Here is a 19,712-nt window from a genome sequence, read left to right on the forward strand (position 1 = left end):
GACGCAGGCTCCTCACATGTTCTCCTCCTTCCGCGGACTCCCGCCCACCGTGTGGACCCTCTTCGCCGGCACGATCGTCAACCGGCTCGGCCACCTCGTCACCCCGTTCCTGGTCTTCCTCCTCGCCGACCGGGGCATCACCGGCTCCGGCATCTCCTACGTCCTCGGTGCGCTGGGGGCGGGCAACCTCCTCGGCCCGGCGGTCGGCGGGCTGCTCGCCGACCGGATCGGCCGCCGCCCCACCATGCTGATCGGGCTCGTCGGCTCCGCCGTCGCGCAGGGCGCGCTGTTCCTGGCCCCGGGAATCTGGACGATGGCCGCCGCGGCGCTGCTGCTCAGCGCCGCCGGGGCGACCGTCCCGCCCGCCGCCTACGCGCTGATGGCCGACGCGGTCGACACCGGCTGGCGCCAGCGGGCGTACGCGCTGTTCGGCTGGGGCGTCAACATCGGCACGGCCGTCGCCGGAGTGCTCGGCGGCTTCCTGGCCGCGCACGGCTACTGGCTGCTCTTCGCCGTCGACGCCGGCACGGCGCTCGTCTACGCCGTCGTGGTCGCGACCCGGCTGCGCGAGCCCGCCCGGACCCCGGCGGCGGCCTCGGACAAGGGCGGCCTGGGCTACGGGGTCGTCCTGCGGGACCGGCTGCTGCTCGCCCTGCTCCCGCTGCTCGGGATCCAGCTGTTCGTGTACTCGCTGACCGAGGTGGCGCTGCCGCTGGCCGTGCGCGACAGCGGGCTCTCGCCGGCCGTGTACGGGGCGCTGGCGGCGGTCAACGCCGTGCTGGTGGTGGGTCTCCAGCCGTTCGTCACGGCCCGGCTCGCTGACCTGCCGCAGCTGCCGGTGCAGGCGGCGGGCAGCGTACTGATCGCCGCCGGCGTCGCGCTGACCGGGCTCGCGGACTCCATCGCCGGGTACGTCGTCTCCGTGGCCGTCTGGTCCCTCGGCGAGGTGGTCGTGGCCGGCATCGCCGCCGCCGTGGTGGCGAACCTGGCCCCGGCCGCGGCCCGCGGCCGCTACCAGGGCGCCTTCAGCTGGACCTGGGGCGTCGCCCGCTTCTCCGCCCTCACCCTGGGCGTGGCCCTCTACACCGGCGCCGGCGCCACCGCCCTGTGGTGGGGCGCCCTCGCCGCCGGCCTCCTCGCCGCGGCGGCCACGCTGGGCCTGCGCACCCGCATCACGGCCCGTACGGAGCACGCGCTGGCGGCCTGACGGGCGGGACGGCTCGATGCCCGGCGGCACCGTCGGCTAGGCCGGGAACTTGCGGTCCACCCAGCGGAAGGTGAACTCGATCAGGGTGGCCGCTCCGGCGGCGATGGCGACGGCGGTCCACGGCATCACCGCTCCCTCCAGCTTCAGCTGGAAGAAGTCCTGGAGCCACGGCACGACGAGGACGATCAGGAACGCGCCGCCCATCGCGCCCACCAGGCCCACGCGCCACCACGTGTACGGGCGGGCGATGATCGCCAGGACCCACATCGAGGTCAGGAACAGCGCGAGCGTGGCGGCGCTGGTCTCGGCCTTGAGGGCGTCGGGGCCGGTGTAGTGGTGGCGGGCGACGAGGTACGTGACGAGGGTGGCGACGGCGGCGATGATGCCGCCGGGGATGGCGTAGCGCATCACGCGTTTCACGAAGTGCGGCCTGGCCCGCTCCTTGTTCGGCGCGAGGGCCAGGAAGAAGGCCGGGATGCCGATGGTCAGCGTGGACAGCAGCGTCAGGTGGCGCGGCAGGAACGGGTACTCGACCTGGGTGCAGACCACCAGGACGGCCAGCACCACCGAGTAGACCGTCTTCGTGAGGAAGAGGGTGGCGACCCGGGTGATGTTGCCGATGACGCGGCGTCCCTCGGCGACCACCGAGGGCAGGGTGGAGAAGCTGTTGTTGAGGAGGACGATCTGCGCGACGGCCCGGGTGGCCTCCGAGCCGGAGCCCATGGAGACGCCGATGTCGGCGTCCTTGAGCGCGAGGACGTCATTGACCCCGTCGCCGGTCATCGCGACCGTGTGGCCCCTGGACTGCAGCGCGGCGACCATGTCGCGCTTCTGCTGCGGGGTGACCCGGCCGAAGACGGCGTTCTCGTCGAGGACGTCGGCCATCTCCGTCTGGCCGGTGGGAAGTTCGCGGGCGTCTACGGTGCTCTCCGCGCCCGGCAGGCCCAGCTTGCCGGCGACCGCACTGACCGAGACCGCGTTGTCGCCGGAGATGACCTTGGCCTTGACGTCCTGGTCCTCGAAGTAGCGCAGGGTGTCGGCGGCGTCGGGGCGCAGCCGCTGCTCCAGGACGATCAGGGCGGTCGGCTTGACCCCGGTGGCGACGGCCGGGTCGTCGAGTTCGAGGGGGGCCCGGGCCAGCAGGAGGACCCGTAGGCCCTGCTCGTTGAGAGCGTTGATCTCCTCCAGGGCCGGGTCGCCGGGCGGGAGCAGCACGTCGGGGGCGCCGAGCAGCCAGGTGTTGTTCTCCCCGTCGCCCTCGCTGAAGCTGGCGCCGCTGTACTTGCGGGCGGAGGAGAAGGGCAGTGACTCGGTGCAGCGCCACTCGGCGCTGTCCGGGTAGGCGTCGATGATCGCCTGGAGGCTGGCGTTGGGGCGCGGGTCGCTCTCGCCGAGCGCGCCGAGCACCTTCTTGACGTACACGGGGTCCGCGCCGCCGAGCGGGCGGCACTCGGTGACGTCCATGCCGCCTTCGGTGAGGGTGCCGGTCTTGTCGAGGCAGACCACGTCGACGCGGGCGAGTCCCTCGATGGCGGGCAGCTCCTGGACCAGGCACTGCTTGCGGCCGAGCCGGATGACGCCGATGGCGAAGGCGACGGAGGTGAGGAGGACCAGGCCCTCGGGGATCATCGGGACGATGCCGCCCACGGTCCGGGCGATGGCGTCCTTGAGGTTGTTGTCCTTGACGATCAGCTGGCTGATGATCAGGCCGATGGAGGTCGGGATCATCATCCAGGTGACGTACTTGAGGATGGTGGAGATGCCGGAGCGCAGCTCGGAGTGGACGAGCGTGAAGCGCGAGGCCTCTTCGGCCAGCTGGGCTGCGTAGGCCTCGCGGCCGACCTTCGTGGCGGTGAAGGCGCCGCCGCCGGCGACGACGAACGAGCCGGACATGACCTGGTCGCCGGGCTCCTTCAGGACGGGGTCGGCCTCGCCGGTGAGGAGGGACTCGTCGATCTCCAGCCCGTCGGCCTCGCCCACGAGTCCGTCGACGACGACCTTGTCGCCGGGGCCGAGCTCGATGACGTCGTCGAGGACGATCTCGGAGGTGGAGATCTCGGCGGTCCGGCCGTCGCGGCGGACGCTGGGTTTCGCCTCGCCGATGACGGCGAGGCCGTCGAGGGTCTTCTTGGCGCGCATCTCCTGGATGATGCCGATGCCGGTGTTCGCGATGATCACGAAGCCGAAGAGGCTGTCCTGGATCGGCGCGACGATGAGCATGACCACCCACAGGACGCCGATGATGGCGTTGAACCGGGTGAAGACGTTGGCGCGGACGATGTCGGGGGTGGAGCGGCTGCTGCGGACGGGGACGTCGTTGACCGCTCCGCGCGCGACGCGTTCGGCGACTTCGGCCGTGCCGAGCCCGCCGGGCTTGAACCTGGGCGCGGGCGGCTTGACCGGGTGTACGGGGTCGAGCTCCGCCCCCGCGTCGATGGTTGTCCCGGCGGCCGCGCCACCGCCACCGCCCGGCTCCGGCCCATCCGATTCGATCCGCGCCCGCTGCGTCATGCTTTCGACGGTAAAGGGCGATCCGGTGCTTCACCCGCCGAGCAACCCGAAGATCCGACTTCGGGATGAGTCGAATCCTCCGCTGGTAGCCCCTTCCCGCCCGCGGGTGCGGCCCGAAAGGGCTAGGCCTCCCGGGGCGTCGCGCCCGGCGTGCCGCCCTCGTCCCGCGCGGCGGGGGCACCGGCGGCCAGCTCGGCCGCGTGGCGCTTGAGGGCCGCGTCGCGGCCGCGGACGTACCAGAGGCCGATCAGGCCGAGGACCCCGCCGGCCGCGCAGCTCCAGACCCACCACAGCAGGTCCCGGTCCGCGAACCACCCGTAGAAGGGGAGCTGGACGACAAAGAGGGCGAACCACAGGATCGTGCCGCCGGTGACGGTGCCGACGATCGGACCCTCGAGGGGCTCGGGGGCCTCGTGCTGCGCAGTCCATTTCGCCATGGGGCCAAGTCTAGGCCGGTCGACCGAGGGTCTACGCGCGGAGATAGACGCCCCTTCGTTCATGTGTTCATACTGAAACGGTTTGCGCTTGGCCCATTTTCGTCGTATGAATCACCAATGAGGACCAGGACCGTATGAGCACGTCGGCCCCCGTGGACCGCTACTTCAAGATCTCCGAGCGCGGCTCGACCATTGCCCGCGAGGTCCGCGGCGGCTTCGCCACCTTCTTCGCGATGGCCTACATCATCGTGCTGAACCCGATCATCCTGGGCAGCGCGAAGGACATGTACGGGCACCAGCTCGACGGCGGCCAGCTCGTCACCGCCACCGTCCTGACGGCGGCCTTCACCACCCTCCTCATGGGCGTCATCGGCAACGTCCCGATCGCGCTGGCGGCCGGCCTCGGCGTCAACACCGTCGTCGCCCTGCAGCTCGCCCCGCGCATGAGCTGGCCCGACGCCATGGGCATGGTGGTCCTGGCCGGCTTCGTGGTGATGCTGCTGGTCGCCACCGGCCTGCGCGAGCGCGTCATGAACGCCGTCCCGCTCGGCCTGCGCAAGGGCATCGCGATCGGCATCGGCCTGTTCATCATGCTGATCGGCCTGGTCGACTCGGGCTTCGTCTCCCGCATCCCCGACGTCGCGCACACCACGGTCCCACTCCAGCTCGGCAGCGACGGCCACCTGCAGGGCTGGCCCGTACTGATCTTCGTGATCGGCGTGCTGCTCACGCTGACCCTGCTCATCCGCAAGACGCCCGGCGCGATCCTGATCTCCATCGTGGCCATGACGCTCGCCGCCCTCGGCGTCCAGCTGATCGCCAAGCTCCCCGACCCGGCCTGGGGCCTGACCGTCCCGGAGTGGCCGGGCAACCCGGTGGCCGCGCCCGACTTCGGGCTCGTCGGCCAGGTCAGCCTGTTCGGCGGCTTCGGCAAGGTCGGCGTGCTGACCGGCGTCCTCTTCGTCTTCACCGTCCTGCTGTCCTGCTTCTTCGACGCCATGGGGACCATCCTGGGCGTCGGCGACGAGGCGAAGCTGACGAAGCCGGACGGCTCCTTCCCCGGCATCAACCGGGTCCTGTTCGTGGACGGCATGGCCGTCGCCGCGGGCGGCGCGACCTCCTCCTCGGCCACCACCTGCTTCGTGGAGTCCACGGCGGGCGTCGGCGAGGGTGCCCGTACGGGCCTGGCCAACGTCGTGACGGGCGGCCTCTTCACCGTCGCGCTGTTCCTCACCCCGCTGGCCACCATGGTGCCGTCGCAGGCGGCCACCCCCGCCCTGGTGGCGGTCGGCTTCCTGATCCTGGCCGGATCGGTGAGGGACATCGACTGGAGCGACTTCACCATCGCCGTCCCGGCCTTCCTGGCCATGGTGATGATGCCGTTCACCTACTCGATCACCAACGGCATCGGCATCGGCTTCGTGTCCTTCTCCGTCCTGCGGCTGGCGACCGGCCTGGGCCGTGAGGTCCCGGTGGCCATGTACGTGGTCTCGGCGGTGTTCGTCTTCTACTACGCGATGCCGGCGCTGGGCCTCACGTAGCTCCAGCCGCCACCACCGGGAAGAGCCGGGCTCAGGTGAGCCCGTAGAACTTCTCCGTCTCATCGACGGCCGCCTTGAAGCGTTCGTCGAAATCGTCGCGAATGAGCGTCCGGACCACATAGTCCTGGACGCTCATTCCGCGTTTGGCGGCATGAGTCCGGAGCCTGTCGAGGAGCTCCCCGTCTATGCGCATGCTCAGCACATGTGTCCCCATGCCGAAAGAGTCGGGGCACAAGGCAGGGACGCGTGTCACTTTCCGGAGCGGACTCACCCGTACGAGTGACGCCAGATAAGTGGTGTTCCTTAGGTAGGGTAATGAGTTACTCTAAAGAACATGCATGACCTTTCCCATGGCGACGACGCCGCCGCCGTGAACGACCTCCGCTCGGCCGTCATGCGGCTGGGCCGGCGCCTCAAGCACCAGCGCGTCGACGAATCACTGAGCCCGACCGAGATGTCGGTGCTCGGCACCCTCGCCCGTTGCGGCCAGGCCACCCCAGGTGAGCTGGCCCGACGCGAGCACGTACAGCCGCCGTCGATGACCCGCATCGTCGCGCTGCTGGAGGCCAAGGGACTGGTCACGCTGGAACCGCACCCCGACGACCGCCGACAGAAGGTGGTCCGCCAGACGGAGGAGGCCGAGGCGATGCTCGAAGAGAGCCGTCGCAAGCGCAACGCCTTCCTGGCCGGGCTCGCGGCCGAGCTGACCGAGGACGAATGGGCCAAGCTGCGCGAAGCGGCGCCCGTCCTGGACAAGCTCGCGCACCTATAGGAACGACGCCAGGAGGCGAACCCTTTTTGAGTACGGGACCCGGAGCAGACTCCGCCCCCGGCCACATACCCACCACGACGCGCGCCGCCGAGCGCGCCCCGGGCAAGAACTCGATGTTCAGCTCGCTGAAGATCCGGAACTACCGGCTCTTCGCCACGGGACAGGTCGTCTCGAACACCGGCACCTGGATGCAGCGCATCGCCCAGGACTGGCTCGTCCTCTCCCTGACCGGCTCCGCCTCTGCCGTCGGCATCACCATCGCGCTGCAGTTCCTGCCGATGCTGCTGTTCGGCCTCTACGGAGGCGTACTCGCCGACCGGCTCCCCAAGCGGCCGCTGCTGCTGTGCACCCAGACCGCGATGGGCCTCACCGGCATCGCACTCGCCGTCCTCACCCTCGCCGGCCACGTCCAGGTCTGGCACGTCTACCTCGCGGCCTTCCTGCTCGGCCTGGTCACCGTCGTGGACAACCCGGCCCGCCAGACCTTCGTCTCCGAGATGGTCGGCAAGGACCAGGTGGCCAACGCCGTCAGCCTGAACTCGGCCAACTTCCAGTCCGCGCGGCTGGTCGGCCCGGCGCTCGCCGGCGTCCTCATCACCGCCGTCGGCTCCGGCTGGGCCTTCCTGCTGAACGGCCTCTCGTTCGCGGCCCCCATCGCCGGCCTGCTGATGATGCGGGCGCACGAGCTGCACCGGGTCGAGGTCCAGCCGCGCGCCAAGGGACAGCTGCGCGAAGGCCTGCGCTACGTCGCCGGCCGCCCCGAGCTGATCTGGCCGATCGTGCTGGTCGGATTCATCGGCACCTTCGGCTTCAACTTCCCGATCTGGCTGTCCGCCTTCGTCAGCCACGTCTTCCACGGGGACGCGGGCACCTACGGCCTGTTCAACACCCTCATCGCGGCGGGTTCGCTCGCGGGCGCGCTGCTCGCGGCCCGCCGGGGCCACTCCCGCCTGCGGCTGCTGGTCGCGGCGGCGGTGCTCTTCTCCGTACTCGTGCTGGTGACGGCCTTCGCACCCGGCTTCTGGCTGTTCGCGGCACTGCTCGTCCCGATCGGCGTGTTCGGGCTGACGGTCAACGTCACCGCCAACTCCAGCGTGCAGATGGCGACGGACCCGGAGATGCGCGGGCGGGTGATGGCCCTGTTCATGATGGTCTTCACCGGCGGCACCCCGATCGGCGCACCGCTGGTCGGCTGGATCACGGACACCTACGGCGCGCGGATCGGCATGGCCGCCGGCGGCGCCGTGTCCCTGGTCGCGGCCGTGACGATCGGCATCGTCCTCTCCCGCGTGGGCAACCTCCGCCTCAGCGTGAACCGCCACGGCGTGACCTTCGTCCCGACGGGCCGCAGCCAACTGGTCGCGGCGGCCTGACCCCTGGGCGGGGCTGCGATTGCCCTCCGGGCAATCCAGCCCCGCCCGGGGCCCCCCGGACTCCGCCCTGGGGGAGTTTGAGGCGCGGGGGCCCGGGGGGGCCGGCCCCCGGCAACGGCGCCGCACCCGGGCAGCCCCGCTAGTCTCGGTCCATGAGACTGTTCGCAGCCGTCATCCCGCCCGAGGCGGCCATCGCGGAACTGGCCGAGGCCGTGCACGGACTGCGCGACGACCGCATGCGCTGGACCGCGGAAGCGGGCTGGCACTTCACCCTCGCCTTCATGGGCGAGGTCGGCGACGAACTCCTCCCCGAACTGCACGCCCGCCTCGCCCGCGCAGCGACCCGCTCGGCGCCCTTCACGCTGCGGATCCACAGCTCCGGCCACTTCGGCCACCGCTCGCTGTGGGCGGGCGCCGCCGGGGACCTCGACGCCCTGCGGATGCTCGCCGAGCGGGCCGACGCCGCCGCGCGCCGTTCCGGGGTGCCGATGGACCAGCACCACCGGTACACGCCCCACCTCACCCTCGGCCGGCTCCGCGACGAGGCGGACGACGTGCGGCCCTACTGCGAGCGGCTGGCCTCCTTCGAGGGCACCGCCTGGCGGGTCGGCGAGCTGAGCCTGGTCCGCAGCTACCTGCCGGCCGGCGGCGTCCCGGGCGAGCAGCCCCGCTACGAGGTCGTCGGCGCCTGGGAACTGGGAGAGCCCGCCCCTCCGTACGAGGGGCGGGCCCGGTCGCGTTAGGCTCGACGGGTGGATCCCAAGACCAGAAACCGCGTCATGGCCGGCGTTCTCGTGCTGATGTTCGTCGTCGTCGCCGTGGCCGCCGCCGTCGGGCAGTAGCACCCGGCCGTCCCCGCCCCTACCAGGCGAACGCCTCCGGAGCCGGTCCCGGCCCCGGGAAGACCTCCTCCAGCACCTCCTGCGACAGTTCCAGCTCCACCGCGCGCAGCGCGGACGCGAGCTGCTCCGGCGTACGCGGTCCGACGATCGGGCCGGTGACCCCGGGACGGGTCAGCAGCCAGGCCAGGGCGACCTCGCCGGGCTCCAGGCCGTGCTTGTCCAGCAGGTCCTCGTACGCCTGCACCTGCGCCCGTACGGAGCTGTTGGCCAGCGCGTCCGCCGAGCGGCCGGTGGCGGTGCGCCCCGACTCGGCAGCCTTGCGGATGGCACCGCCGAGCAGTCCGCCGTGCAGCGGGGACCACGGGATGACGCCGAGCCCGTACGCCTCGGCGGCCGGGATGATCTCCATCTCCGCGCGCCGCTCGGCGAGGTTGTAGAGGCACTGCTCGCTGACGAGGCCGAGCCGCCCGGAACGCGCCGCGGCCTCGTTGGCCTGGGCGATCTTCCAGCCGGGGAAGTTCGAGGAGCCCGCGTAGAGGATCTTGCCCTGCTGGATCAGGACCTCGACGGCCTGCCAGATCTCCTCGAAGGGGGTGTTCCGGTCGACGTGGTGGAACTGGTAGAGGTCGATGTAGTCGGTCTGGAGCCGCTTGAGGCTGGCGTCGACGGCCCGCCGGATGTTCAGCGCCGACAGGCGGTCGTAGTTGGGCCACGGGTCGCCCTCGGCGGCCATGCTGCCGTAGACCTTGTGGTCCGCCTGTCGAAGATCTCGGACGAGACCACATCGCCGGAGCGCCAGCGCCGATCGATTCAACGATGGGCCGACCAGGGAGGGCACGTCGTCGTCGGGTGGGTCGAGGACATCGACGTATCCGGCGGTGTCGAGCCGTGGAAGCGCCCTGACTTCAGCAAGTGGCTGCCGTCCACCATTGGCAAAGAGGTCAGCTCGATCGAGCACCGGATCGCACTGGAGGAGTCCCGGGCCGACGAGTACGACATCATCTGCGCGCTGAAGCTCGACCGCCTCTCACGGCGCGTGCTCCACGTGCACACGCTCGTTGAGTGGTGCGAAATGCACGGCAAGGAGGTCGCCACCGTCGAGGACGGGATCAACCTGAACACGCAAATGGGCAAGCTGCTGTTCAGCCTGATCGCGTCCTTCGCGGAAGGGGAACTCGAAGCCATCAAGGCCCGGGCAAAGTCCTCGTACAACCACCTGGTGAAGGAGGGCCGCTGGCGCGGGGGCCGGATTCCGTACGGCTACCGAGCGGAGAAGCAGGACACCGGCGACGGCTGGCGACTGGTCCCGGACGACTACGGAACGGACACCGCCGGGACGCTGCGCGAGATCATCCGCCGGCTGATCGACGGCGAGTCCGCGAACAGCATCGCCCAGTGGCTCAACGAAGACCCGACCAAGACCCCGGTATCGCTCGACGCCCAGCTGATGAGGAACGGCAAGCCCCCGAAGGGCGGCCGGTGGACCGCCGCGAACACAGCCAAGGTGGTGCGCTCCCTGAACGTTCTCGGCCAGATGGAGGTGACAGAGGAAGTTGTCATCGACGGCCGGAAGACGAAGCGAACCCGCGTCATCCGTGACGCAGAGGGTCGCCCTCTCCAGCGGGCGGAACCGCTGATCAGCCAGGAGGAGTGGGAGCTGGCGAACAAGAAGCTGGACGAGAACACCAGCAAGCGCAACGGCAACCGGAAGGGCGGCTCCCCGATGCTCAGGGTCGCGTTCTGTACCTGCGGAGAACCGGCGTACCTCGGCCCGGGGCGAAACTGGCCGTACTACCGGTGCGCGTCCCGGACCACGCACAAGCCCTGCCCTACGGGCAGCAAGGGCATCGCGGCTCACGTGCTGGAGGGAGCCGTCGAGGAGGTCTTCCTGCGCGCAGCCGGCAATGTCGAGATCGTGCGCAAGGTCTTCCGTCCAGGCGTCGACTTCACGCGGGACATCGAAGAGGTCAACCGCGCGCTGGCTGAACTTCGTGAGGACCGGGAAGCCGGTCTCTACTCCAGCGAGCTGGGCAAGCAGGAGTACCGCGAGACGTACAAGCGGCTGGACGCACGGCGGGAACAGCTCATGGCCCAGCCCACCCGGCCGGATACCTGGGAGGAGATCCCGACGAATGAGACCTACAGGGAACGCTGGGCGAAACTGACGACCCAACACGAGAAGGCAAGGAACTCCGGGCCGCCGGAGTCAGGGCAGTCATCCACGCCGAGAAGCTGCCGCCGATGACCCCTGCGCAGGCGATGTCCCCAGAGGGCCACGAGGGCATGTGGCAGGAGGGGAAGGGACGGGTGCAGGTCCTGATTCCCATGGACTTCAAGCGCCGAAAGTCGCGGAACTTGGCCTGCCACTCGTCACCATCCAAGAGCACGTACAGCCTCCTTTAGAACGCTCTCGGGAATTTCCACGAGCCCCTCGCCGGAGGGTGGAGTGAAGGCGTCGGACAGGTCGCCCTGCACGACGAACGAGCCTGACGCGGTGCGGTACACGTTCGGGCAGTCGCCCTGTCCGCACTCGCCGTTTCCGTTGCCGGTGAGTCGGGTCAGTTCCTCACGAGCCATGTGAACCCCCTGGTTCGTGGCCCTGATCAGGGCCAGACAGGAAGACCGTACGGAGCAGCGGATTCGGACGTCTATGCAGAGACGCGACTATGCGCGTTGTCGCATAAATCGGTGGGTTCGCGGGGCGCCCTTGCCTGGAGTGGACTCGAAGCAGTTGGCTTGGGGCTCATGAAGTACACGCAGCTCGGACGCACCGGACTCAAGGTCAGCCGACTCGTTCTCGGCACGATGAACTTCGGTCCGCAGACAGACGAACCGACCAGCCACGGAATCCTGGATGCCGCCCTCGACGCCGGTCTGAATTTCGTCGACACGGCCAATGTGTATGGGTGGGGTGACAACAAGGGCCGCACCGAGGAGATCATCGGCACCTGGTTCGCCCAGGGTGGTGGCCGGCGGGAGAAGACAGTCCTGGCCACCAAGGTCTACGGGAACATGGCCGCCGAGGGCGACTCGTGGCCCAACTACGACCGGCTGTCGGCGCTGAACATCCGGCGGGCCGTCGACGCCAGCCTCAAGCGGCTCCAGACCGACTACATCGACCTCTACCAGTTCCACCACGTCGACCGCCGGACCCCCTTCGAGGAGATCTGGCAGGCCGTCGACGTCCTCATCCAGCAGGGGAAGATCCTCTATGCGGGGTCGTCGAACTTCCCCGGGTACAAGATTGCACAGGCCAACGAGACCGCCGCCCGGCGTGGCTCGATCGGGCTGGTCAGCGAGCAGTGCCTGTACAACCTCGCCGAGCGTCGCGCCGAGATGGAGGTCATCCCGGCCGCCCAGGAGTACGGCCTCGGGGTCATCCCCTGGTCCCCGCTCCACGGCGGGCTGCTGGGCGGTGTCATCAGGAAGGAGGTCGAGGGCGGGCGCCGTGCCTCTGGGCGGTCGGCGGACGCGCTGGCCAACAGCTCCGTACGGACGCAGGTGCAGGCGTACGAGGACCTGCTGGACAAGCACGGCCTGGAGCCCGGCGAAGCCGCCCTGGCCTGGCTGCTGACCCGTCCCGGGGTCACCGGCCCGATCGTCGGGCCGCGTACGGCCGAGCAACTGGAGAGCGCGCTGCGCGCCCTGGAGCTGGAGCTCAGTGAGGAGGTTCTCGCCGGCCTGGACGAGATCTTCCCCGGGCCGGGGCCGTCCCCCGAAGCGTTCGCATGGTGATCAGGTAGGCGTGCGCAGGGCCGTCGCCGCTTCGTTCGGGCGGCGGCCACCGCATCACCAAGTGAGCATCAAAGTACCTACTTGGCGGTTTTCGAAGAAGTTGATGCCGGCGTCGAGGGCCGTGTCCATGAGGGCGTGGCTCTCGGTCTCCCCGGTCTGGGGGCCGAAGTTCATGGTGCCGAGGACAAGTCGGCTGACCTTGAGGCCGGTGCGTCCGAGCTGCGTGTACTTCATGGGGCACTAGCCAACTGCTTGGAGTGCGCTCGAAGCAAGACCCGTCGGTGAAGGGCGTGTTACGAGTCGCGGCGGTCCGAGCGGTCCGGTCGGTACGGTCCGCCGATGCCCCACGCCTGGTGCAGGACCGCCGCGAACTCCCCCGCCAGCCGGTGCTCGCCCGAGGCGTTGGGGTGCGTGCCGTCGTAGGTGTCGAGGTGGAGCTCGTACGAGTCCGGGCGCGCGGCCAGCAGGATCGGCGAGGCGGGCGTCGACAGGTCGGCGACGGCCTTCGCGAGCAGCTCGTTGAAGAGCGCGACCTGCGCCGCGAAGGGCGCGTCGTCCTGGGCCCGGACGTTGGGGATGACCGGCATCAGGACCATCCGGATCCCGGGGCGGGCGGCGCGGGCCTCGGCGATGAAGCTGCGGGCGTTGGCGGCGGTGCCCTCGGCGGCGGTGTAGAAGCCCAGGTCTATGAGCCCGAGGGAGACGAGCAGCACGTCGGCCTTGCCGTCCCGGGCGGCGGGCCCGATGAGCGGGGCCATGTGCTGCCAGCCCTCGCCCCAGCCGGCCAGGTGGCGGCGGGCGTGCTCGGGGAAGCCGGGATCGGCGTACTCGTGGCTGACCGGCGCGTCCGCGAAGGTGTCGTAGAGCTCGCTGCGCGGGCCGACGATCCGGTACGGGCCGCCGAAGGCCGTGTTGAGGTGCTGCCACATCCGGTAGCGCCAGGTGTAGTCGCCGGCGCGTCCGATGGTCATGGAGTCGCCGACGAACATGAAACGCATCCGGTCATCATCGCGGATCACGCGACCGGAACCCCTGTGATGCCGGACACTCCGTGCGGGCTGGCAGGCTTGGGGCATGCGCCTGCGCCTGCTTCCGTCGACCGCCGCCGTTGCCGTTGTCGTCGCCTCCGGCTTTGCCCTCGCCCCGGCGGCCCTCGCGGCCGCGAGTCCTGGCACGTCCGGGTTCACCATCAGCGACCCCCGGATCAAGGAATCGAGCGGGCTCGCGGCCAGCCGGATCCATCCGGGCGTGTACTGGACGCACAACGACAGCGACGACGGCCCGTACGTGTACGCCGTGGACTCGGCGACCGGGAAGACGGTCGCGCGGATCACGCTGACCGGCATCGGCAAGCCCCGGGACGTCGAGGCGATCTCCCTGGGACCGGACGGACAGCTGTACGTCGGCGACATCGGGGACAACCTCGGCGGCTCCTGGAACCACGTGTGGATCTACCGCTTCCCCGAGCCTAAGACCCTCGGGGACCTCACGCTCAAGGCCGAGCAGTTCACGGTGAAGTACGCGGACGGCCCCCGCAACGCGGAGGCCCTGATGGTCCATCCCGTGACCGGGCGGGTGTACATCGCCAGCAAGGACGAGCGGGCGGGCGGGCTCTACGAGGGCCCCGCGACGCTGTCCGCGTCCGGTACGAACACCTTCCGGCGGATCGGGGACGTGCCGTGGGTCACCGACGGGGCGTTCTCCCCGGACGGGGGGCGGCTCGCGCTGCGCGGGTACCTGTGGGCGAAGACCTACCCCTGGAAGGACGGGAAACCGGCCGGGGACGGGGAGCAGGTCGCCGCGCCGTGGCAGGGGCAGGCGGAGTCCGTGACGTACACGGCGGACGGGTCGACGCTGATGTTCGGGGCGGAGGGGGTGGGGAGCCGGGTGGTGGCGATCCCGGTGGCCCCGGGTCCGTCCTCGTCCCCGGCCCCGGCGGCCTCGGCCGCGCCCGGCGGCCCGGGAGCGGCCTCGCCCGCGGCGCCCGAGGGCGGGAGCTTCGGCAAGGCCGCGATGGTTCTGGTGGTGGCCACGGGGCTGACCCTGACCGCGAAGCGGATCCTGCGGCGGCGGCCCCCGAGGCGCTGACCCTGGCGGGGTCCGGGTGCCGGGACCCCGCCAGACGCATCCCCGACCCGCCCTTCCACCCTTCCACCGTTCCCGGACTCCGCCCGGACCCCCTGGGACCGCGCCCCGGACCCCGCGCCTCAAACGCCGGCGGGGCCGGGTTCGCCGCTACGCCTCCTGGATCGGGATCTGGTGGGACGACGAGGCCGAGGCCCCGTTGACCGGGGTGACCGGGGTGACAGGGGTGACCGGGGGCTGGGACATCGACGACAGGAGCTGGCGGGCCAGGCCCAGGCCCGTGCCGCCCATCGTCAGGGCCTTCGCGAACATCTCCGACATCCCCTCCGCCCCGTTCAGCAGGATCATGTGCTCCACGTTCCCGAAGGCCCCCGCGCCCGCCTCCACGATCGCCGGCCAGTTCTCGGCCAGCTGCTGCGCGACCACCGCCTCCTGGTTCTCCGCCAGCGCGGCGGCCCGCGCCTTGATCGACTCCGCCTCCGCGAGGCCCTTCGCCTTCGCCGCCTCCGCCTGCGCCAGGCCGTTCGCCTTGGCCGAGGCCGCCTCCGCGAGGCCCTTGGCCTGGGTCGCGGCCGCCTCCGCCTCGCCGCTCGCGCGCGTCGCCGTCGCCGCCGCCAGGCCCCGCGCCTCCGTGGCCTGCGCGTCGGCCGCCGCGGCCGTCGTCACCCGGGTCGCCTCGGCGGCGGCCGCGAGCTCCGTCTCCTTCGCCTTGGCCTGCGCCGCCGAGATCCGCGCGTCGCGCTCCGCCTCCGCGCGGGTGCGGGTCTCGTACGCCGCCGCGTCCGCGGGCTTGCGCACGTCCGCCTGGAGCTGCTGCTCGCGGCGGTGCGCCTCCAGCTCCGCGACCCGCGTCTCCTGGACCACGACCTCCTGGCGTGCCGCCGCCTCCGACAGCGGGCCCGCCTGCCGGGCGGTGGCGGCCGCCTTGTCGCGTTCGGCCTGGTAGCCGGCCTGGAGGATCTCGCTGTCCCGGGTGGCCTCCGACATCCGCGCGAAAGCGGCCTGTTCGGCCTCGGTGGCCCGCAGGTTGGCATCGGCCTGGGCGATCCGCGCGTCCCGCTGGACGGCGGCCGCGTGCGGCATCGCCAGGTTCTTGATGTAGCCCGTCGGGTCCTCGATCTCGTGGATCTGGAGCGAGTCCACGATGAGCCCGAGCTTCTCCATCTCGGTGCCGCACGCCGCCCGGGTCTGCCCGGTCAGCTTCTCGCGGTCGCGGATCATGTCCTCGACCGTCAGCCCGCCCACGATGGAGCGCAGATGGCCGGCGAAGACGATGTGCACGCGCTCGGGCATCATCTTCTGCTGGTCCAGGAAGCGGCGGGCCGCGTTGGCGATGGACACGAAGTCGTCGCCGATCTTGAAGATGACCACGCCCTTGACCCGCAGCGGGATGCCCTGGTGGGTCACGCAGTCCACGTTCAGCTGGGTCTCGTTGAGGTCCAGCGACAGCTTCCGTACGGCTTGCACACCGGGCACCACGAGCGTTCCGCGCCCGGTGACGATGCGGAAGCCCATGCCCTCCGCGATGCCCTCGGTCTTGTGCGCGGAGCCGGAGATGACCAGCGCCTCATTGGGTTCGGCCACCCGCCACATGAGCTTGAACAGGCCGATCACCACCACGATCGCGCCGAGGACAACGCCCGCCAATACGCCGATAGGCATCGGCAACTCCCCCTTTTCCACGGCGGCGTACGCCGCCGAGAAGGCGAGTCTGCGCCCGCGTCACAGCGGCGTGAAGACGGCGGAGGGTCCTTGTCGCCATCTTGATACGCGGAGGCCGCGGCGGTGATCCGAGGGCTGGTCACAGGGCCGCTCGGAGCCCGGCTCGCAGCGCTGCTCGCAGCCCGGCTCGCAGCGCGCGTCAGTCGCCGTACGCCGCCATCACGTACACCGTGCGCGGCGGCAGGTATTCGACCACCGTCACCACGGTCCCCACCGTGAGGCGCCCGGTCCCCGGGGCCGGGTGCGCGAGGAAGTGCTCGGCCCCGCCCCTGATCCGCACGATGACCTCGCCGACCAGCCCCGGCCCGACCGTCCCGGTGACCCGGCCGTCCAGTCCCACCATGTCCGATTCCCCCATGGGCCGAGCGTACGCCGCTGTGCCCGGCCGGTGTCCTCGTCGAGCCGGTATTCCTCGGGCGTCCGCGTACCCGTACAACTCCCCGTAGCGCCCCCGGTCCGTCGCCGTCTCCAGCTGCCGTTCCAGCTGCCGTTCCAGCTGCTCGCTCGTGCAGTCGGCGCGCGCCTCGCGGTCCACGCCTTCGGCCTCCAGGCCCAGTTCGACGTTCTGCCGGACCGTCAGCCAGGGCAGCAGCGCGAAGGGGAAGGCGGCGGCCACCGCGAGGTCCACCCACGACAGCCGGCCCTTGGCAGGCCTGGGCTGACCGGTGTGCCGGGGTGGCGGCGGCGGGCGGGTGGCCGTGGTCATCCCGACCAGCGGATCACGGGGCCCCGCCCCGCGCACCTCGGGTCACCCGACCGGGCGAACCCGGCGGAGCCCCCGGCAGCGGCGGAGCGGGCGAAGAGCTAGGAGTGGCCGAGGTCCGGGGCCAGGACGTCGGTGGTCGGAACCGAGCCCGAGTCGGTGGCCGGGCGGAGGAGGAACTCGTCCGAGGCCATCGAGTCCAGCACCGGCGGCGCGGGCCGCGGCGGCTTCGGCATCACGGCGGCCTCCGAGTGGCCGCCGCATCCGTAGGACAGGGAGACCAGCCGGCCGTCCGCCGGTGCGAACTCGTTCGCGCAGACGCCGAACGCCTGGCCCAGCGAGCCGCCGATCGCGACGAGGAAGCCACAGGAGACGCACGAGGCGGGCGCCGCCTGCGCCATCGGGGTCTTCGCGCCGAAGGACTCGTCCCAGCGGTCGGCCGCGCTGTGCAGCCCGTAGCGGGACAGCACGCGCGCCCGGCGCATGCCCAGTTCCTCGGCCACCGAGGTGATGGAGCCGCGTACGGGGACGATCGCCCGGTCGGTGACGTCGGCGTCCTCCGCCTCGACCAGTTCGGCCATCTCGGCGGACACCACCGAGTTCGGCGGCGGGGCGTCCTCGCCCGACCAGCCCGCCTCCAGCCGCAGGTCCTCGGCGTCCGTGGGGAGCAGGTCCCCGGGGCCCATGTCGCCCGGCCGCAGCCGTTCGCTCCACGGCACCCACTCGGGGGCCAGCATGGCGTCGTCGCCCGGCAGCAGCACCGTTTCGTCGAGGGTGACGTTCTTCGCCCGGGACGCACGCGTCACGGTCACGGCCCAGCGCCAGCCCCGGTAGCCGGGGTTCTTGCACTCGAAGAAGTGGGTGACGACCCTGTCGCCCTCCGCGACCGCGGATACGTGCTCTCCCACCACTCCGGGTGCGGCGGCTTCCTCAGCCGCCGCGCGGGCGAGGTCTACCGCCTCGGCGCACAGGCGGTCGGGGGTACGGCTTCGCGTCGTCGCAGCACTCACAGGTCTCGTTCTCTCCTACGCCGTCTCACGAGTGCGCCGTCCGTACTTGTCGTCCACAACGACCCGTCGGCTGTCCCTACGTAGCGCGGGCGGAGCGGACCAGAGGGCCGCGTCGACGTCCGCGCCCGATCGGGTTCCAGGGCGCACCTACCTGCGATCCATTCTGCGGGATCGCGAAGAGGCGCGCGGCCAAGAGCAGCCGCCGGTGGCGCGCTACGCACGCTACCTCCTCCGGCGCCTTCGGCCCACATGCAAGGTCCGATTCGCGGACAACCCCACTACCGGCCATCTCCCCGCAACGCGCCGGGACGGGTCCCGGGGGGCCGAGTGGGGCACTATGGCCACGTGGCACCCGTACGGTCGTCCGATGACGGCTCGGGACCGGCCAGGCGGGCCGGCCGGGCCGTCGGGCGTGCCCTGCACCTGCCGTTCACCGGTACGGCGCGCGGGATCCGGCGGGCCACCCACGCGCACGGGGCGGGCGAATCGGGCCTCGGCAAGCTGATCGAGCTGCACGCGATCAACGGCGCCGGTGATGTGATGATCACAGTCGCGCTCGCCTCCACCGTCTTCTTCTCCGTCCCCACGGACGAGGCACGCGGCCGAGTGGCCCTGTACCTCGCCATCACCATGGCCCCCTTCACCCTCCTGGCCCCGGTGATCGGCCCCCTGCTGGACCGGCTGCCGCACGGGAGGCGGGCCGCGATGGCCGGCGCGATGCTCACCCGGGCGCTGCTCGCGGTGATGATGTCGGGCGCGGTGGCCACGGGCGGGCTGGAGCTCTACCCGGCCGCGCTCGGGGTGCTGGTCGCCTCCAAGGCCTACGGGGTGGTCCGCAGCGCCGTGGTGCCAAGGCTCCTCCCGCCGAAGTTCTCGCTCGTCAAGGCGAACTCCCGGGTCACCCTGGCCGGCCTGCTGGCCACGGGCGCGGCCGCGCCCGTGGGCGTCGCGCTGCACGCGATCGGGGCGCCGTGGCCGCTGTACGGGGCGTGCGCGATCTTCATCTGGGGCACCTTCGCGGCGTTCACGCTGCCCCACAAGGTCGACGAGGCGAAGGGCGAGCGGCGGGCCCGGCTGTCCACCCACGAGGCCCACTCGAAGCGGCCGGGGCTGCGGACGGTCAGCCGGCCGGTGCTGTGCGGGCTGCTGGCGAACGCCTCGATGCGCGGGCTGTCCGGGTTCCTGATCTTCTTCCTGGCGTTCCTGCTGCGCGAGCACCCGCTCGCCGGGCAGAGCGCGGCGGTGTCGCTGGGCATCGTCGGCGTCTCGGCGGGCGTGGGCAACGCGTGCGGGACGGCCGTCGGGGCCTGGCTCCGGGCGCGCGCGCCCGAGGTGATCATCGCCTCCGTCCTGTGCCTGACCCTCGCGGTCGCCGTCCTCGCGGCGGTCTTCTTCAGCGGGCTCTTCATGGCCGTCCTGGGCGCGACGGCCGGCTTCTGCCAGGCCCTGGCCAAGCTCTCGCTGGACGCGATGATCCAGCGCGACGTGCCCGAGGCCGTGCGCACCTCGGCCTTCGCCCGTTCGGAGACCCTGCTCCAGGTGGCGTGGGTCATCGGCGGCGCGATCGGCATCGCCCTGCCCCTGAACGGCGCCCTGGGCATGTCCGTCGCCGCGGCGGTGGTGGCCCTGGGCACGACCATGGCCCTGCGCGGCCTCATGGCCACCCCCCGCCACCACCGCACCCCGTCCCGCCCCCGCGTGGCGTAGCCCGTCCCGCCCCCGCGTGGCGTAGCCCGTCCGCCGGCGGAAGCCACACCGTAGGACCCCGTGCAGC

17 protein-coding genes and 2 pseudogenes are annotated in these 19,712 nt (G+C 71.3%); 9 read left to right on the forward strand and 10 right to left on the reverse strand.

Annotated features, from left to right (window positions below):
• Positions 1 to 16: 16 nt before the first annotated feature.
• Positions 17 to 1,207: an MFS transporter gene (locus J7F03_RS29215; RefSeq protein WP_214954718.1), complete on the forward strand. Its 1,191-nt coding sequence runs from the start codon at positions 17 to 19 to the stop codon at positions 1,205 to 1,207.
• Positions 1,208 to 1,243: 36 nt separating this feature from the next.
• On the opposite strand, the gene J7F03_RS29220 is transcribed toward J7F03_RS29215, so the two are convergent.
• Both J7F03_RS29220 and J7F03_RS29225 read right to left on the reverse strand, forming a co-directional pair.
• On the reverse strand, positions 1,244 to 3,718 hold the full coding sequence (locus J7F03_RS29220; protein ID WP_214954719.1) for a cation-translocating P-type ATPase: 2,475 nt from the start codon (positions 3,716 to 3,718) through the stop codon (positions 1,244 to 1,246).
• Positions 3,719 to 3,840: 122 nt separating this feature from the next.
• The gene (locus J7F03_RS29225; RefSeq protein ID WP_214954720.1) at positions 3,841 to 4,155 is read right to left on the reverse strand and encodes a DUF2530 domain-containing protein; all 315 of its coding nucleotides are present in this window, start codon (positions 4,153 to 4,155) and stop codon (positions 3,841 to 3,843) included.
• A gap of 134 nt (positions 4,156 to 4,289) precedes the next feature.
• Between J7F03_RS29225 and J7F03_RS29230 the strand changes: the two genes are divergently transcribed.
• The gene (locus tag J7F03_RS29230; protein WP_214954721.1) at positions 4,290 to 5,696 is read left to right on the forward strand and encodes an NCS2 family permease; all 1,407 of its coding nucleotides are present in this window, start codon (positions 4,290 to 4,292) and stop codon (positions 5,694 to 5,696) included.
• Positions 5,697 to 5,727: 31 nt separating this feature from the next.
• Here J7F03_RS29230 and J7F03_RS29235 read toward each other — a convergent pair whose 3' ends face one another.
• Positions 5,728 to 5,910, reverse strand: a complete 183-nt coding sequence (locus J7F03_RS29235; RefSeq protein ID WP_030156886.1) for a hypothetical protein — start codon at positions 5,908 to 5,910, stop codon at positions 5,728 to 5,730.
• Between the two features lie 120 nt (positions 5,911 to 6,030).
• Between J7F03_RS29235 and J7F03_RS29240 the strand changes: the two genes are divergently transcribed.
• From J7F03_RS29240 to thpR, 3 genes are all read left to right on the forward strand, one after another.
• Positions 6,031 to 6,468 (forward strand): MarR family winged helix-turn-helix transcriptional regulator, encoded by a 438-nt coding sequence (locus tag J7F03_RS29240; protein ID WP_214954723.1) that lies wholly within the window; start codon positions 6,031 to 6,033, stop codon positions 6,466 to 6,468.
• 26 nt (positions 6,469 to 6,494) lie between these two features.
• The gene (locus J7F03_RS29245; RefSeq protein ID WP_214954725.1) at positions 6,495 to 7,841 is read left to right on the forward strand and encodes an MFS transporter; all 1,347 of its coding nucleotides are present in this window, start codon (positions 6,495 to 6,497) and stop codon (positions 7,839 to 7,841) included.
• Positions 7,842 to 7,993: 152 nt separating this feature from the next.
• Positions 7,994 to 8,584, forward strand: coding sequence for an RNA 2',3'-cyclic phosphodiesterase (gene thpR / locus J7F03_RS29250; protein ID WP_214954727.1), 591 nt, complete (start codon positions 7,994 to 7,996; stop codon positions 8,582 to 8,584).
• A 118-nt stretch (positions 8,585 to 8,702) separates the two neighbouring features.
• Here the strand turns inward: thpR and J7F03_RS29255 are convergent.
• Positions 8,703 to 9,431: pseudogene (locus tag J7F03_RS29255) on the reverse strand (aldo/keto reductase); the annotation flags it as partial.
• On the opposite strand from J7F03_RS29255, the gene J7F03_RS29260 reads away from it, so the two are divergent.
• Positions 9,432 to 10,928: a recombinase family protein gene (locus J7F03_RS29260; protein ID WP_308380009.1), complete on the forward strand. Its 1,497-nt coding sequence runs from the start codon at positions 9,432 to 9,434 to the stop codon at positions 10,926 to 10,928.
• A gap of 125 nt (positions 10,929 to 11,053) precedes the next feature.
• Here J7F03_RS29260 and J7F03_RS29265 read toward each other — a convergent pair whose 3' ends face one another.
• Positions 11,054 to 11,260, reverse strand: a complete 207-nt coding sequence (locus J7F03_RS29265; RefSeq protein WP_214954729.1) for a hypothetical protein — start codon at positions 11,258 to 11,260, stop codon at positions 11,054 to 11,056.
• 168 nt (positions 11,261 to 11,428) lie between these two features.
• Here J7F03_RS29265 and J7F03_RS29270 point away from each other — a divergent pair, with 168 nt between their 5' ends.
• Positions 11,429 to 12,418 carry an aldo/keto reductase gene (locus tag J7F03_RS29270; RefSeq protein ID WP_214954731.1) on the forward strand — a complete coding sequence of 330 codons (990 nt, stop codon included), beginning with the start codon at positions 11,429 to 11,431 and terminating at the stop codon, positions 12,416 to 12,418.
• A gap of 78 nt (positions 12,419 to 12,496) precedes the next feature.
• On the opposite strand, the pseudogene J7F03_RS29275 reads toward J7F03_RS29270, so the two are convergent.
• Positions 12,497 to 12,652: pseudogene (locus tag J7F03_RS29275) on the reverse strand (aldo/keto reductase); the annotation flags it as partial.
• A 59-nt stretch (positions 12,653 to 12,711) separates the two neighbouring features.
• Positions 12,712 to 13,416 carry a GDSL-type esterase/lipase family protein gene (locus J7F03_RS29280; protein ID WP_214954733.1) on the reverse strand — a complete coding sequence of 235 codons (705 nt, stop codon included), beginning with the start codon at positions 13,414 to 13,416 and terminating at the stop codon, positions 12,712 to 12,714.
• Between the two features lie 76 nt (positions 13,417 to 13,492).
• Here J7F03_RS29280 and J7F03_RS29285 point away from each other — a divergent pair, with 76 nt between their 5' ends.
• Positions 13,493 to 14,506 (forward strand): WD40 repeat domain-containing protein, encoded by a 1,014-nt coding sequence (locus J7F03_RS29285; RefSeq protein ID WP_214954735.1) that lies wholly within the window; start codon positions 13,493 to 13,495, stop codon positions 14,504 to 14,506.
• A 147-nt stretch (positions 14,507 to 14,653) separates the two neighbouring features.
• On the opposite strand, the gene J7F03_RS29290 is transcribed toward J7F03_RS29285, so the two are convergent.
• From J7F03_RS29290 to J7F03_RS29305, 3 genes are all read right to left on the reverse strand, one after another.
• On the reverse strand, positions 14,654 to 16,165 hold the full coding sequence (locus J7F03_RS29290; RefSeq protein ID WP_214954737.1) for a flotillin family protein: 1,512 nt from the start codon (positions 16,163 to 16,165) through the stop codon (positions 14,654 to 14,656).
• Between the two features lie 199 nt (positions 16,166 to 16,364).
• Positions 16,365 to 16,583 (reverse strand): hypothetical protein, encoded by a 219-nt coding sequence (locus J7F03_RS29295; RefSeq protein ID WP_214954762.1) that lies wholly within the window; start codon positions 16,581 to 16,583, stop codon positions 16,365 to 16,367.
• A gap of 446 nt (positions 16,584 to 17,029) precedes the next feature.
• On the reverse strand, positions 17,030 to 17,938 hold the full coding sequence (locus tag J7F03_RS29305; protein ID WP_214954739.1) for a DUF3027 domain-containing protein: 909 nt from the start codon (positions 17,936 to 17,938) through the stop codon (positions 17,030 to 17,032).
• Between the two features lie 327 nt (positions 17,939 to 18,265).
• Between J7F03_RS29305 and J7F03_RS29310 the strand changes: the two genes are divergently transcribed.
• The gene (locus J7F03_RS29310; protein WP_214954741.1) at positions 18,266 to 19,645 is read left to right on the forward strand and encodes an MFS transporter; all 1,380 of its coding nucleotides are present in this window, start codon (positions 18,266 to 18,268) and stop codon (positions 19,643 to 19,645) included.
• Positions 19,646 to 19,712: the final 67 nt, after the last annotated feature.

The sequence above is a fragment of the Streptomyces sp. ISL-43 genome (genome assembly GCF_018614195.1).
GTDB lineage: Bacteria > Actinomycetota > Actinomycetes > Streptomycetales > Streptomycetaceae > Streptomyces.

Excerpts from the sequence above, each read along its gene's own strand:
- J7F03_RS29225 (WP_214954720.1), bottom strand. The coding sequence starts at position 4,155 with ATGGCGAAATGGACTGCGCAGCACGAGGCCCCCGAGCCCCTCGAGGGT.
- thpR (WP_214954727.1), top strand. The coding sequence starts at position 7,994 with ATGAGACTGTTCGCAGCCGTCATCCCGCCCGAGGCGGCCATCGCGGAA.
- J7F03_RS29215 (WP_214954718.1), top strand. The coding sequence starts at position 17 with ATGTTCTCCTCCTTCCGCGGACTCCCGCCCACCGTGTGGACCCTCTTC.
- J7F03_RS29235 (WP_030156886.1), bottom strand. The coding sequence starts at position 5,910 with ATGGGGACACATGTGCTGAGCATGCGCATAGACGGGGAGCTCCTCGAC.
- J7F03_RS29240 (WP_214954723.1), top strand. The coding sequence starts at position 6,031 with ATGCATGACCTTTCCCATGGCGACGACGCCGCCGCCGTGAACGACCTC.
- J7F03_RS29265 (WP_214954729.1), bottom strand. The coding sequence starts at position 11,260 with ATGGCTCGTGAGGAACTGACCCGACTCACCGGCAACGGAAACGGCGAG.
- J7F03_RS29290 (WP_214954737.1), bottom strand. The coding sequence starts at position 16,165 with ATGCCTATCGGCGTATTGGCGGGCGTTGTCCTCGGCGCGATCGTGGTG.
- J7F03_RS29220 (WP_214954719.1), bottom strand. The coding sequence starts at position 3,718 with ATGACGCAGCGGGCGCGGATCGAATCGGATGGGCCGGAGCCGGGCGGT.
- J7F03_RS29280 (WP_214954733.1), bottom strand. The coding sequence starts at position 13,416 with ATGCGTTTCATGTTCGTCGGCGACTCCATGACCATCGGACGCGCCGGC.
- J7F03_RS29270 (WP_214954731.1), top strand. The coding sequence starts at position 11,429 with ATGAAGTACACGCAGCTCGGACGCACCGGACTCAAGGTCAGCCGACTC.
- J7F03_RS29285 (WP_214954735.1), top strand. The coding sequence starts at position 13,493 with ATGCGCCTGCGCCTGCTTCCGTCGACCGCCGCCGTTGCCGTTGTCGTC.
- J7F03_RS29295 (WP_214954762.1), bottom strand. The coding sequence starts at position 16,583 with ATGGGGGAATCGGACATGGTGGGACTGGACGGCCGGGTCACCGGGACG.
- J7F03_RS29230 (WP_214954721.1), top strand. The coding sequence starts at position 4,290 with ATGAGCACGTCGGCCCCCGTGGACCGCTACTTCAAGATCTCCGAGCGC.